This is a genomic window from Acrocarpospora macrocephala (assembly GCF_009687865.1).
Classification (GTDB): Bacteria; Actinomycetota; Actinomycetes; order Streptosporangiales; family Streptosporangiaceae; genus Acrocarpospora; species Acrocarpospora macrocephala.
Genome location: NZ_BLAE01000006.1, coordinates 19,485 through 32,909, shown reverse-complemented (window position 1 = coordinate 32,909; position 13,425 = coordinate 19,485). Strand labels below are relative to the sequence as shown.

Below are 13,425 nucleotides of genomic sequence, written 5' to 3'. Positions count from 1 at the left end.
GGTATGACGACGCGAATCGCCATCGTCGAGGACGACCTCACCCTGCGCCTGGCGCTCGGCCGGGGGCTGCGGGAGGACGGGTTCGACGTCGTCCTGTCGACGGCGTCCGGCGGCGACCTGCTGGCCGGGCTCGGCGACAGCGCCCCGGAGGTGTTCGTCGTCGACATCGGCCTGCCCGACACCGACGGCCGGGACCTGGTGCTGGCGCTGCGGGCCCGCGGGGTCCGCGCGCCGGTCCTGCTCCTGACCGCGCGCGGCGATGTCACGGACCGGCTGTCGGGATTCCGGGCCGGCGCGGACGACTACTTGCCCAAGCCATTCCATTTCGAGGAACTGGTGCTGCGCCTGCGGGCGCTGGTCCGGCGCGGCCACCAGCCGGCCGATCCGCCGGACGGGCTGTTCCTCGATCTGGCCGCTCATGAGGTGGGCTGCGACGGTAAGAGCGCCGGCCTGACGCCCACCGAGTTCCGCCTGCTGGCGGCGCTGCTGGCCCGGCCCGGCGAAGTGGTGCGGCGGCAGGCGCTGATCGCCGCCGCCTGGCCGGCCGGCGGGATCGTCCACGACAACACCCTCGACTCCTACCTGCTGCGGCTGCGGCGCAAGCTGGCCGCGCTCGGCCGGGCGGACGCGATCGTGACGGTCCGCGGCGTGGGGTACCGGGTCGGATGATCCGCCGTCGGCTGGTGCTGAGCGCCGCCGCGCCGCTGGCCGTGGCGCTGCTCGCGCTCACCGTCGGGTTCTCCGTCGTGCTGTCGCTGCGGCTGGACCACGACGCCGACCACGCGCTGCGCGCGCGGGCCGACGCCGCGGCCGCCGTGATCACCGTCTCCCAGGGCCGGCTCCAGGTGATCGACACGCCGTACGACGAGGCGCTGGACAACGGGGTGTGGGTGTTCGACGCCCGGCGCGCGCCCGTCAGCTCGCCGGCGAGCCTGGGGCCGCTGGACCAGCGGGCGCGGGCTCTCGCCGGGGTGGCTCAGCCGACCTTCCGCGACGCCGGGAGCGACGTGCGGCTGCTCGCGGTGCCGCTGCGCGAGGAGGAGGCTCCGGGCGGCACGCTCGTCGTCGCGCTTTCGCTGGCACCTTTCCTGCAGGCCGAGCGGACGGCGCTGGTCGCGGCGGCCGTGTTCGACGTGCTGCTCCTCGGTCTCGGCGCGCTCTTCGTCCGCCGCGCCGTCACCCAGGCGCTGCACCCGGTCTCGATCATGACCGACCAGGCGGCCCGATGGTCCGAGCATGATCTCGACAAACGGTTCGGCCTGGGACCGCCGCGCGACGAGCTCAGCGGGCTGGCCGGCACGCTGGACAACCTGCTGGGCCGCCTGTCGGCCGCGCTGCGGCATGAGCAGCGGGTCACCGCCGAGATCGCGCACGAGTTGCGGACGCCGCTCAGCCAGGTGCGGCTGGAGACCGAGGTGGCGCTGCGCCGGGACCGGCCCGCGCCGGAGCTGCGGGCCGCGCTCACCGAGGTGCTGGGCGCCACCGACCGGATGACGAACGCGCTGGACACGTTGCTCGGCCTGGCCCAGCACAACATCCGCCCCTCCGATGGCACGACTCCGGCAGGCCAGGTCGCGAGGGACGCGCTGGCGTCCGTCGGTGATCGCGCGGGCGGCTTGCGGATGACCCTCGACCTCGACGGCGACGACTTTCTGGTCGGCTGCGACCACGACGTGGTCCTGCGGATGGTGCAGCCGCTGCTGGACAACGCGGTGCGGTTCGGCCGGTCCGCCGTCACGCTGCGGGTGCGGAAGGAGGCCGGCGGCGTCCTGTTCGCCGTACGGGACGACGGGCCCGGCTTCGGGGCCGATGAGCTGGAGGAAGTGCTGCGGCCAGGTGTCCAGGGGAGGGCCTCCGCCGGCCTGGCCGGGGTGGGGCTGGGCCTGTCGCTCGCCCGGCGGCTGGCCGAGGCCGCCGGCGGTAGCCTCACGCCCCGCGCGAGTCCCGGCGGCGGTCTCGTCGAGCTCCGGCTGCCCGTCGCCGGCTAGCGAGGTTCATCGCGGGCTTCGCGGCGGCGACAGCAGCAGGGCGAAGACGGGCGGGCGGGCGCGGCGCAGGATGAGGCGGCCCGCTTCGGCTTCGGCCAGGGAGCGGGCCAGGGCCAGGCCGATGCCGTGGCCGTCGCCGGCGGTGGTGCGGCGGGCGAACGGGTCCGCGTCGTCGGCCATTCCGGGGCCCTGGTCGGCGACCTCCACGGCGACCGCGTCGCCGACCTCGGTGACGTCGACCGCGACCTCCGCGGCCCCGTGGACCAGGGCGTTGTCGAGGAGGACCCGCAGAATCTGCCGTACGGCGGGAGGCGAGGCCGACACCGGCGGCAGCTCGGCGGGCATGGTGATCGTCAGCCGGCGGCCCTGGGCGGCGAGCCGGCCATGCCAGTCGGCGCGTACCTCCGCCAGCAGGGCGGCGACGTCGAGCGGCTGGTGGCCGGTCCGGGTGTCGCGGGCCAGGCCGACGAGGTCGTCGATGACGAGGTGCAGCCGTTCGCCGCGCTCGATGGCGGTGCGGATGGCCTGGTCCCGGTCGGCGGCGGGGCGGCTGAGCGCCGACTCCAGGCCGAGCAGCATCCCGGCGAGCTGCGTTCGCAGCTGGTGGGACACGTGGGTGCTGAACGAGCGCTCGCGTTCCAGCACCGCGCCGAGCCGGGTCGCGGTGGCCGCGAGCGCCCGTCCGGCGGCGTCGGCCTCGCTGATATCCGAGCGGGGCGGGCGTACGGTGAAGTCGCCGTCGCCGAGCGCCTGCGCGGCCCTGGTCAGATGTTCGAGGGGCGCGGCCAGGCGGGCCGACTGCCGGAGCCCGAAGACCGCGGCGAGCGCGATCACCACGGCCGCGAGCCCGGCCATCAGCAGCCACGCCGCCTCGATCCGGTCCTCGACCCCGTCCACGGGGGTGGCCACGCGGACGACGCCGAGCTGGTTCGCGTCACCGGGGATCGGGGCGGTCGCGGCGAGGAAACCATCCTCCGTACCCTCGTGCGGATGCCCGTCGGCGGCCTGGCGCACCAGCGCGGACGAGGCGGGGCCCGACCCGTGGAGCAGACGGCCGTCGACCGAGTAGACGCCGACGGTCAGGCCGGCGGGCACCCCGGTCGGCAGCGTGATCGCGTTCGCGCCGGCCTCGATCTGATCGTCGGGCACGGCCGCCGCGATCCAGGTGGCGTCGCGGCTCAGCGCCGAGACGGTCTCACCGCGGTACTGCCCGCTGACGGCCACCGCCAGCGGCGCCGCGAACAGCAGGACCGTCAGCGCCGCCACGAGCACGATGGCACTGAGGACCCGCCGCCGCAGCGATGTGGTTTCCGGTGACGCTCGCATCAGGACAGGATGGCAAGTCAAAGGTAAACGCCGCGCTAACCATGGCCTCATCGGGCGCTGACCAGGTGCTCCCTAGCGTGGTCCCATGCGTATCCAGCACAGCGTCTTGGCCGTGATCGTCGCTCTGAGCGGCTGCGCGTCGACAGCCCCGGCGCCGGCGACGGCCCCCACCGCGCAGTCGGCCGAGATCAATCCCGCCGGTGACATCCCCGACGACACCGTCTTCGTCACCTACCGTGCGCCGGACGGCGCGTACGAGGTGAAGGTGCCGGAAGGCTGGGCCAGGACCGATCAGAGCACGGGCGCGTCATTCACCGACAAGCTCAACAGCGTCCGCATTGAGACGAAGGCCTCGACGGCGGCCCCCACCGAGAGCTCGATCCGCGCCGAGGTGCCCGGCGCCCAGGACGCGGTGGTCGACACGGTGCGCAGAAGCGGCGGCACGGCCGTCCGGATCGTCTACCGAGCCGACAGCGCGCCCGATCCCGTCACCGGCAAGGTCGTCCGCGACGAGGTCGAGCGCTACGAGTTCTACTCAACCGGCACGGAGGCGATCCTGACGCTCAGCGGGCCCGTCGGCGCCGACAACGTCGACCCGTGGCGTACGGTATCGGAGTCCTTCGCATGGAAGCGATAGCGGTGACGGCCGACGAGCTCTACCGCTTCTACCGCGCCGGCGACGAGGAGACCCGCGCCCTGCGCGGCGTGACGCTGGAGGTCGCCGCCGGCGAGATCGTCGCGGTCACCGGCCCGTCCGGGTCGGGCAAGTCGACCCTGCTGACCCTGCTGGCCGGTCTGGACGAGCCCGACGGCGGCACGGTGTGGATCACGGGCCGGCGCATGAGCCACCGGCCACCGGCCGAGCAGGCCGCGCTGCGGGCGGGCAAGGTCGGCATGCTGGTCCAGAACGGCAACCTGATCGAGCACCTCACCGTCGCCCAGAACGTCGACCTCGCGCAGCGGCTGGCCGGGCAGGTGAGCCGGAAGCGCCGCAACGGCCTGCTCTTCGAACTCGGCCTCTCCGGACGAGCGGGGGCCTGGCCGAGCAGCCTGTCGGGCGGCGAGGCCGCGCGCGCCGGACTCGCCGTGGCGCTGGCCAACCGGCCGGCGCTGCTGCTGGCCGACGAGCCGACCGGCGAGCTCGACGCGCACAGTGAAACCCCGGTCCTGGCGCTGATCCGCGACCAGGCGCAGACCGGCACCGCCGTGGTGATCGCCTCCCACAGCCCCGCCGTACGCCGCTTCGCCGACCGCGTCGTCGAGCTCGCCGACGGGCGCGTCCGGTGAGCCCGCTGGTGAGCTGCCAGGACGTGGCCAGGACCTACGGCAGGGGGGCCAGCGCGGTCGTGGCCGTCCACGGCGTGACCTGCGCCCTGCGTCAGGGCGACCGGGTGGCGCTGATGGGTCCTTCCGGGTCGGGAAAGACGACCCTGCTGCACCTGCTGGCCGGACTGGACCGGCCGACGGCCGGCACGATCGCCTGGCCGGGCCTGGACGAGCGGCCGCGCGGCCAGGTGGGCGTCATCTTCCAGGGCCCCAGCCTGCTGCCGCCGCTGGACGTGGCCGAGAACGTCGCCCTGCCGCTGCTGATCGCCGGATGCGCCGAAGGCGAGGCCAGACGGCGGGCGCTGGCCGCACTCGCCGCGGTCGGCGTCGAGGGACTGGCCGCCCAGCTGCCCGAGGAGCTGTCCGGCGGGCAGGCGCAGCGGGTCGCGGTGGCCCGGGTGCTGGCGGGCAGCCCGCGGCTGATCATCGCCGACGAACCGACGGGGCAGCTCGACTCGGCCCGCGCCCACCAGGTGGTCGACCTGCTGACCGAGGTGGCCGGCCGGCTGGACGCCGCGCTGCTGGTGGCCACGCACGACCCGGTGGTCGCCGGACGGCTGCCGACGCACTGGGAGATGCGCGACGGCGCGCTGCGAGAGGACGTCCCATGGTCTTCCTGATGTGGTTGCGCGGCCTGCTGCTGCGCCGGACCGGCCGGATCGCCGCCGCCTCGGCGGGCCTCGCCCTGGCGGTGGCGCTGCCCGCCGCGCTCGGGATGTTCCAGTCGGCGGCGCAGCAGAGCATGACCGCGCGGGCGATCCAGCGGGTGCCGGTCGACTGGCAGGTGGAGCAGCAACCCGGCGCGCAGCTGAAGGGACCGCTGCCGGGCGTCTCCCGGCAGGTGGATTTCGCGTCGGTGGCAGGTCTGCAATCGCAGGCGAATGGGCAGACGCTGACCACGGGCGGGGCGCGGGCGCTCGGCATTCCGGCCGACTACGCGGCGACCTTCCCCGGTCAGCTGCGGCTGCTCGCGGGCACGCCGACCGGGCCCCTCCTGGCCCAGCAGACGGCCGCCAACCTGCACGCCGTCCCCGGGACCGTGGTGACCGTGCACCGGCCGCCGCTCCCCGACGCCCAGGTGACGATCACGGGCGTGGTCGAGCTGCCCACGGCCGACTCGCTGTTCCAGAAGGTGGGCGCGCCGGCCGGGGCGCAACCCTCGGCGCCGCCGGACAACGTGCTGCTGCTGCCGGCCGCCGACTGGCACCGGCTCTTCGACGCCCTGCCCGCCGATCAGGTCCGCACCCAGTTCCACCTGCGGATCGACCACCGGCTGCCGGCCGACCCCGCCGCGGCGTACACGCGGGTCGCCGGGGCGGCGCGGAACCTGGAGGTCGGCCTGGCCGGTGCGGGTCTGGTCGGCGACAACCTGGGCGCGGCCCTGGACGCGGCCCGGCAGGACGCGCGCTACGCCGAACTGCTCTTCCTCTTCCTCGGCACCCCGGGAATCGTGCTCGCCGTCCTGGTCACCGCACTCGTCGCCCGCTCCGGGCAGGTCCGCAGGGCCGCGGAACAGGCGCTGCTCCGGGCGCGCGGGGCCACCCGCACGACGTTCGTCCGGCTCGCGCTGGCCGAGACCCTCCTGATCGCCGTGATCGGCGCACCCGTCGGTCTGGCCCTGGCCGCGGTGACCGGCCTGACGGTGTACAGCTCCGCCCGCCTGACCGGCCCCGCCCTCGCGGCCACCGCGCTGACCTTGCTGGTGAGCTGCGCCGTCGTCCTCCTGCCCGCGCTGCGCCCGGTGGCCGCCGCCCGCCGTCGCGAGACGCCCGCCTGGTCCCGATACGGGCTGGACCTGTGGCTGATCGCCGGCTCGCTGCTCGTCTTCTGGATCACCAGCAAGACCGGCTACCAGCTCGTCCTGGTGCCCGAAGGCGTGCCGCAACTGTCGGTGGACTACTGGGCGTTCGCCGCGCCGGCACTGCTGTGGGCGGGGGCGAGCCTGCTGATTCTGCGCCTGGCCCGGCTGCTCCTCGGTCCGGGCCGTCCCCTCGTCGCGCGCCTGGTCAGGCCGCTGGCCGCCGGTCTTTCACCCGCGGTCGCCGCCACGCTGGCCCGCCAGCGCGGCGCCCTCGGCCGGACGGCGACGATGGCGGCGCTGGCGGTCGCATTCGCGGTCTCCACCTCGGTGTTCGACGCCACCTACCAGCAGCAGGCGCAGGTCGACGCGCAGCTCACCAACGGAGGTGACGTCACCATCGGCCAGACCACGGCCACCGAGAAGCAGCTCGCGGCCGTCCCCGGCATAGCCGCCGCCGAACCGCTCCGGCACGGCTTCGCCTACGTCGGCGCCGACCTTCAGGATCTGTACGGCGTCCGCCCGTCCACCATCGTCGGCGCCACCCGCCTCCAGGACGGCTACTTCTCCGGCGGCACCGCCCAGGAGATCATCGGGCGGCTGGCGAGCAGCCCGGACGCCCTGCTCGTCAGCCAGGAGACCGTCACCGACTTCCAACTGCGGCTCGGCGACCAGGTCAGGCTCAGGACGACCGACGGGAAGACGGTCGCCTTCCACTACGCGGGCGTCGTCACCGAGTTCCCCACCGCGCCCCGCGACAGCTTCCTGGTGGCCAACGCCTCCTACCTCGCCGCCCAGGCGGCGCCCGGGGACACGACGTACCTGATCAGCACGGACGGCACGGCCCCCCATGTCGTCGCCGACCGGCTGCTGGCCAGGTTCGGTCCTTCGGCCAAGGTCAGCGACGTCGAATCGGTCCGGCGGGTGATCGGCAGCAGCCTCACCTCGGTCGACCTGGACGGGCTGACCGCCATCGAACTGGCCTACGCGCTGGGCCTGGCCGTCGCGGCGACCGGCCTGCTCCTGGTCCTGGGGTTCACCGAACGCCGGCGCACCTATGCCCTGACCCAGGTCCTCGGCGCGTCGGCGCGGCAGCTCGCCTCCTTCATCTGGGCCGAGGTCGCCCTGGTCGGCGTGCTGGCCATCGCGGCGGGCGCCGGCGCCGGGTGGGCGCTGGCGAGAATGCTCGTCCTGGTCCTGAGCGGGGTGTTCGACCCGCCGCCCAGCTCGGCGGCAGTCCCCTGGGCCTATCTCGGACAGGTGATCGCGCTCGGCGCCGCCGCCCTCCTGGGCGCCGGCCTGCTGGCGATCCGAGCCGCCCGCCGCCCGCCGCTGACCGTTCTCCGCGATCTTTGATGAGGAGCGCACCCGTGACCGACCTCGCCGTGGCCACCCTGGACCCGCCGCGTCCCGCGCGAGAATCCCGCCGCTGGCACGTGGTCCTCGGCCTGGTGGCCCTCGGTTACACCGGCTTCCAGCTCTTGGTCACCTTACGTATCGGGCTGGGGTGGGACGAGAGCGTCTATGTCAGCCAGGTGGCACGCGGCGTGCCGCCCGCCGACTTCAGCGCGCCGCGCGCCCGGGGGGTGCCGCTGATCGTCGCCCCGGTGGCGTACTTCACCGCCTCGGTCACCGCCATCAGGGTGTACCTGAGCGTCCTGTCGGGCGCGGGGCTGTTCCTCGCGTACCTGCCGTGGCTGCGGCTGCGGAACACCTTCGCGGTTCCCCTCGCCGCCGGACTGTTCGCGACCCTGTGGACGACGCTGTTCTACGCCAACGAGGCGATGCCCAACCTGTACGTCGCCTACGGCGGGGTCGCCGCCACCGGGCTGTACTTTCTCGCGGGCCGCGCGGCCCTGGCGGGGCTGGGCGGCGCGTTCGCGCTGATCTCCCTCGTCCGCCCGACCGACGCGCTCTGGCTCGCCGCGCCGCTCGCCGTGGCCGCCCTGCTCCGCCGCGCCTGGAGCCGGGCGGCGGTGCTGGCGACCGGGCTGGCGATCGGCTGGGGCGCGTGGATCGTCGAAGCCTACGTCGCGTACGGCGGGCCGCTGGCCCGGCTCAGCGCGGCCGGCTCGATCAACCAGACCGGGCTGACGTTCAGCCTGCTGCCCCACCTGGAAGCGCTGGACGGCCCGCTGCTGTGCCGGTTCGGCACCATTTGCGGCAGCCCGCAGCCGGCTCATGTGATCTGGTTCGCCGCGCTCCCCGTCCTGGCCGCGGCCGGCGTGTGGGCGACCCGGCGCACCGACCTGCTGATGGCGCTGCTGTGCGGGCTGTGCCTGGCGGCCGGCTATCTATTCACCGTCGGCTACGCCGCGCCCCGCTTCCTGCTTCCCGCCTACGCCCTGCTGGCCCTGCCCGCCGCCGCGGCGCTGGCGCGGCTGGCCACCTGGCGGGTGGCACGGCCGTTGGGCGCGGTCGCTATCGCCGCCGCGCTCGTCGCCTTCGTGGTCGTTCAGGCGGGAACGTTCCGCCTGCGGGCGGAGGCCACCGCGTCGTCGCGGGCCAAGGACGAGGCCGTCACCTCCTGGCTGACCGCCCGCGGCCTGCGGATGCCGTGCCTGGTGTACGGCCATCACGCGGTCGAGATCGGGTATCTGATTCGCTGCGCCTCGCGCGGCGTCATGACCAACTACGGGGGCGACAAGGTGCCGCTAGTGATCGAGAAGGCCCTGCGGGCGGGGGCGCGCGTGGTCGTGCTCGTCAACCGCAAGAGCATGCCCGCCCGCTACCTGATCGGCTGGAACAAGTCCCGGATCCGGCTGCCCGACGGCCACACTTGGTACGCCTACCAGCCTGCGACGGGAACCATCAAGTGATCAACAGACGCCTGGGGGCGGCGGTGCCGCTGCTCATCCTCGCCCTGATTCTCGGCTTCGCCGCGAAGACGTCCGCGTGGACCTCCGCCGATCTGGACGTCAACCATATGATCCAGTCGGTCCGGACGCCGTGGCTCACCGTGATCGCCCAAGGGTTCAACTTCGGCTTCAACACGATCGCCGGCATGATCACGCTCGTCGGCGCGACCGCTTACCTCTTCGCGACCGGTCGCCGCACCGACGCCGCCCGTACCGCCGTCGTGATCACCGCGGGCTGGGGGCTCGGCGCGATCTATAAGATCATCGTCGCCCGGCCGCGTCCGCCTGCCGCGGACTCGCTCGTGCGGAGGCTGGCCAGCGACAGCTTCCCGAGCGGGCACGTCTGCCTGACGCTCTCGATCGTCGTCGCGGCTGCCCTGCTGGTCCGCGGCACTGCGGCGAGCCGGCTCGTCGTGGCCGTCGGAGCGGTCCTGGTGGTCGGGCAGATGCTGGCCCGGGTGTATCTCGGCGCCCACTACCTGACCGACACCATCGGCTCGCTGCTCGTGACCACGGCGGCCCTGGTGCTCGTCGTCCCCGCCACGCGTCGACGTACCACAGATGTTCTGGCAGAAGATGTGCCCGAGAGGTTAGCTGACAGTCGCTCTCGCTAGCTGGCGGCGAAGACCTCGTAGTGGTCGACGGTCAGCTCCCGGTCGACCAGGAAGCGGTCGTCCTGGGGATAGAAGACGGCGCGCTCGGGATCGGGGCCGGCGAAGGCCCTGATCGCCTCCCAGGAGTCCCAGATGGAGATCAGCAGGAACTCCGCCCGGCCGCCGTCGTCGCGGCGGGTGAAGGTGACGCCCTGGTTGCCCGGCGTCGAGGTGTAGCCCGGATGGCCCGTCTCCATCAGGTAGGCCGAATAGGCGTCGGCGTCTTCGGCTCGTGTCCAGCCGCGCCAGGTCCTCATGATCATTCTAGCCTCCTGTGTGTGGCGACACCGGTAAAAACCTTATGGCGGTGTTGCCAAAGGGTGCAACCGCCTGATCGACACAGGTGCTATTCGACGCCGGCCAGCCGAAGGGCATGTTCGAGCTGCTGGAGTTTCGCAGCCGCCAGAACCCCAGCCCGCTCGGTCAGGTAATCCCTGGTCAGGGTGATCAGCCAGGTGCAGAACAGGTGGCCGTCACGAGGAAGCGCGACACGCACGACGCCTTCGTACGGAAGCCCTTCACGAATACCGATCCCGACCTCCACGCCCACGGCCCGGATGTCAGTGCCCACGGACGGGAGATTCCGCATCACGTCGGGATCCAGCGCCTCTTCCCCCGTCAAGACCAGAAACCCGCGCTTCTCATCGGTGGTCGCGGGAGCAACGATCTGCATCGCCCGAAACTCGGACGCCTCCCCACCCGACAAGAGCACCACCGGACGCCTCTCGTCGAGGAGCGCCCACCAGACCTCACCGCGCATCAATGAAAACCAACTCCGCCTACTACCCCTGGTCCACAAGCGCGGCCAGCCGCTTGGGCGCGATCAGCCGGTAACTATCCCTGATCAACTCGTCGATCTCATCCCAGTCCTGCTCAGCGTCGAGCCGAGCTCCAACCCATCCCTTCGACCCCACATACGCAGGCACGAAGAAACGTCCTGGATCGGACCCCACCAGAGCCTCCTGCACGCCGGGCCCAGCTTTGAACATCATGGTCAGTCCGTCCTCGCTGGTCATCAGAAACAGCTTCTCCCGGACCCGAAACGAGGGCGCGGTGTGACCACCGAACGGCTTCTCCACCACCTCCGGCAGAGACAGGCATATCTCACGCAGCCGCGCCACCACATCATCGCCGATCATGTACGCCTCCCGCCGTCCATCGCGCTCACAGTATTCCAACGGTTGGTATTGGGTTGACGTTGAGGACGGCTTTACCGTGGCACCATGGCCGGGCACCTGGCGACCGGACAGATTGCCTCCTATTTCGTCTGTGCGACTCCGCGCACGGGTAGCTCGCTGCTGCTGGGGTTGCTGGAATCCACCCAGGTCGCGGGACGGCCGCAAGCGTACTTCCGTGAGCCCGACGAGCCGCTATGGGCTGATCGCTGGCGGATTCCGCGCACGTCGCAGGGCGGGTTCGACTACGGGGACTATGTTCGAGCCGCGTTGCGGGCTGGGCGGAGCGCGAATGGCGTGTTCGGGGCGAAGCTCATGTGGGGAACCCTCGAACAGGTCGTCGACAAGCTGGCGGGGATCCACCCGGATCTCGCGGGCGACCCCGTGAGGCTGTTGGATCGGGCGTTCGGCCGGACGGGTTTCGTGTTTCTGCGGCGTGAGGATGTCGTGGCGCAGGCGGTGTCGTGGCTTCGCGCGGAGCAGAGCAATGTCTGGTACGTCGGAGGGAGCGGGGAGATCGGCGCTACCGGTGGCGGGCGGACGCCGACTTTCGACGCCGGTCGGATAGGTCAGCTTGTTCAGATGATCGAGGAACACAATGCGGCATGGGAGGCGTGGTTCGCTGCGGCCGGCATCCTGCCGTACGTGGTGCGGTACGAGGAACTGGACGGCGATCTGGTTGGCGTCACCCTGGCCGTCCTGAGGTTCCTTCGGCTTGAGATGCCGGAGGGGCACACGATCGAGGCCCGTCATCAACGCCAGGCCGACGAGCTCAACGATCAGTGGATCGCCCGCTATCGGGGAGAGTCGTCCGCCGAGTGCCTTGATCAGGGCGACGAAGCAGCGTCGTACCATCGTGGGGTTTGACGGTTCCTTGCGCGAGCCTTTGTCGTCTGCGTGAAACCGCTGAGGCCATCTACCTGCGGGAACATGGCGGGCATCAGAAAGGTCTTTGCAAGTTTTCATGGACTTGCGCAAAGTTCTCTAGAGAACTTTGCGTATCCCATTGAAAGGTTTGCGAGAGAGAAGCGGTCAACGCAACCACCCTTAGGGCAGGCATCCCGGACCGCCAGAGGCGCACATTAACACAGAGTCAAATCTGTGGTCAACCCCGGCTTTGGGGCGCGGGGATCTCGATGAGCAGAAAGAGTAGCCCATCCAATTTCTCGCCACCACCAGAACACAGGCACGATCCCGCGATAAATCCACATGATGTGCAGAATGTCCACCTGTGACCATCATTTCGCTGGCACAGCGGAGCCCGTACGAGCCAGGATGATCTCATGACCCGCAGATGGCTCTGGGCAGTCGCGCTCGTGGCAGTGGCCGCCATCGTGGTGGCCGTGATTTGGTGGCCCCAGTCGGATCCGGCCTCATCCGATCCTGCCCCATCCGATCCGGGCCAGCCGTCGGCCGATGCGGCTGTGCAGGTCGCCAGCCCGGACCCACGGACTCGGGTCCTCACCGTGCAGTCGGCCGCGCTCGGCAGGCAGGCCAAGGTCACCGTACTGCTCCCGCCGGGCTGGGCACCCGGCTCAGGGCCGTGGCCGGTGTTATACCTGCTCCACGGATGCTGCCAGTCGTCGACGTCCGGGGGCTGGCTGGAAGACGACACAACCGCTCGGGTCACCGCCACAGCGCGGGCACTGATCGTGATTCCGGAAGGCGGTCCCACCAGCTGGTATTCCGACTGGCTGGACGGTCCGAAGTGGGAGACCTTTCACCTCAAGGAACTGCTCGCCATCCTCGAACGCGACTTCGGCGCGGGGGACAGAAGGGCGATCGCGGGATTGTCCATGGGTGGGCTTGGCGCGATGGGCTACGCCGCGCGCAATCCTGGCATGTTCCTGGCCGCCGCGTCCTATTCGGGGGTCCTCGACAGCCAGGCCCAGGCGGACGCGATTCTGGACATCACCAGAAACTATGGTGAGGATCCCGCCAAGCTCTGGGGCCTCGACCCTTCCACCCCCGTCTGGGACGACCACAACCCGGCCAACCTCACCGACCGCCTAAAAGGGATACGCCTCTACGTCTCCTGCGGGGACGGCACGCCGGGCCCCCTGGATCCGGACGGCGCGGGCGACGACAGTAGCGAGAGTTTCCTCCTCAGCGAGGCGAAGACGTTCGTCAAACGCGCGGAGCAGAGCGGCCTGGACGTCACCACCGACTTCTACGGCCCGGGTACGCACACCTGGCCCTACTGGAGCCGAGCGCTGGAAAGGTCACTCCCCATGCTGATGGAGGCGCTGACCGCTTGATGGTCACCCGTCGTGTGAGCTGCTTCTAGCCCAAGCCCGGCAG

Annotated in this window: 14 protein-coding genes; 10 read left to right on the top strand and 4 right to left on the bottom strand. The window is 71.6% G+C overall.

Going from position 1 to position 13,425, the window contains the following annotated elements; all coding sequences use genetic code 11:
- Positions 1-3 precede the first annotated feature (3 nt).
- The gene (locus Amac_RS04500; RefSeq protein ID WP_155353031.1) at positions 4-669 is read left to right on the top strand and encodes a response regulator transcription factor; all 666 of its coding nucleotides are present in this window, start codon (positions 4-6) and stop codon (positions 667-669) included.
- Positions 666-1,988 (top strand): sensor histidine kinase, encoded by a 1,323-nt coding sequence (locus tag Amac_RS04495; protein ID WP_155353030.1) that lies wholly within the window; start codon positions 666-668, stop codon positions 1,986-1,988. Before Amac_RS04500 ends, Amac_RS04495 begins: the two co-directional genes overlap by 4 nt.
- A gap of 6 nt (positions 1,989-1,994) precedes the next feature.
- Here Amac_RS04495 and Amac_RS04490 read toward each other — a convergent pair whose 3' ends face one another.
- On the bottom strand, positions 1,995-3,314 hold the full coding sequence (locus tag Amac_RS04490; protein ID WP_155353029.1) for a sensor histidine kinase: 1,320 nt from the start codon (positions 3,312-3,314) through the stop codon (positions 1,995-1,997).
- 85 nt (positions 3,315-3,399) lie between these two features.
- On the opposite strand from Amac_RS04490, the gene Amac_RS04485 reads away from it, so the two are divergent.
- Genes Amac_RS04485 through Amac_RS04460 form a run of 6 tightly spaced genes read left to right on the top strand, consistent with a single transcriptional unit; the run spans position 3,400 to position 9,910 of the window.
- Positions 3,400-3,951 carry a hypothetical protein gene (locus Amac_RS04485; RefSeq protein WP_155353028.1) on the top strand — a complete coding sequence of 184 codons (552 nt, stop codon included), beginning with the start codon at positions 3,400-3,402 and terminating at the stop codon, positions 3,949-3,951.
- Entirely contained in the window at positions 3,939-4,601 is a 663-nt protein-coding gene (locus Amac_RS04480) for an ABC transporter ATP-binding protein (RefSeq protein WP_155353027.1), read from the top strand. The genes Amac_RS04485 and Amac_RS04480 overlap by 13 nt, the downstream gene beginning before the upstream one ends.
- On the top strand, positions 4,598-5,260 hold the full coding sequence (locus tag Amac_RS04475; protein WP_155353026.1) for an ABC transporter ATP-binding protein: 663 nt from the start codon (positions 4,598-4,600) through the stop codon (positions 5,258-5,260). The genes Amac_RS04480 and Amac_RS04475 overlap by 4 nt, the downstream gene beginning before the upstream one ends.
- Positions 5,248-7,794, top strand: coding sequence for an FtsX-like permease family protein (locus Amac_RS04470; RefSeq protein ID WP_155353025.1), 2,547 nt, complete (start codon positions 5,248-5,250; stop codon positions 7,792-7,794). The genes Amac_RS04475 and Amac_RS04470 overlap by 13 nt, the downstream gene beginning before the upstream one ends.
- A gap of 14 nt (positions 7,795-7,808) precedes the next feature.
- Positions 7,809-9,257, top strand: a complete 1,449-nt coding sequence (locus tag Amac_RS04465) for a hypothetical protein (RefSeq protein ID WP_155353024.1) — start codon at positions 7,809-7,811, stop codon at positions 9,255-9,257.
- Between the two features lie 23 nt (positions 9,258-9,280).
- Positions 9,281-9,910, top strand: a complete 630-nt coding sequence (locus tag Amac_RS04460) for a phosphatase PAP2 family protein (RefSeq protein WP_155353023.1) — start codon at positions 9,281-9,283, stop codon at positions 9,908-9,910.
- Here Amac_RS04460 and Amac_RS04455 read toward each other — a convergent pair.
- The 3 genes from Amac_RS04455 to Amac_RS04445 all read right to left on the bottom strand — a co-directional run bounded on the left by Amac_RS04455 (position 9,907) and on the right by Amac_RS04445 (position 11,088).
- A complete protein-coding gene (locus Amac_RS04455; protein ID WP_155353022.1) occupies positions 9,907-10,212 on the bottom strand; it encodes an antibiotic biosynthesis monooxygenase in 306 nt (101 codons plus the stop codon). The genes Amac_RS04460 and Amac_RS04455 overlap by 4 nt on opposite strands.
- A gap of 83 nt (positions 10,213-10,295) precedes the next feature.
- Positions 10,296-10,709 carry a putative type II toxin-antitoxin system PemK/MazF family toxin gene (locus Amac_RS04450; RefSeq protein WP_218040883.1) on the bottom strand — a complete coding sequence of 138 codons (414 nt, stop codon included), beginning with the start codon at positions 10,707-10,709 and terminating at the stop codon, positions 10,296-10,298.
- A 22-nt stretch (positions 10,710-10,731) separates the two neighbouring features.
- Positions 10,732-11,088, bottom strand: a complete 357-nt coding sequence (locus Amac_RS04445; protein ID WP_155353020.1) for an MmcQ/YjbR family DNA-binding protein — start codon at positions 11,086-11,088, stop codon at positions 10,732-10,734.
- An 84-nt stretch (positions 11,089-11,172) separates the two neighbouring features.
- Between Amac_RS04445 and Amac_RS04440 the strand changes: the two genes are divergently transcribed.
- A complete protein-coding gene (locus Amac_RS04440; RefSeq protein ID WP_155353019.1) occupies positions 11,173-11,991 on the top strand; it encodes a Stf0 family sulfotransferase in 819 nt (272 codons plus the stop codon).
- A gap of 416 nt (positions 11,992-12,407) precedes the next feature.
- Positions 12,408-13,382, top strand: a complete 975-nt coding sequence (locus Amac_RS04435) for an alpha/beta hydrolase (RefSeq protein WP_155353018.1) — start codon at positions 12,408-12,410, stop codon at positions 13,380-13,382.
- Positions 13,383-13,425 lie beyond the last annotated feature (43 nt).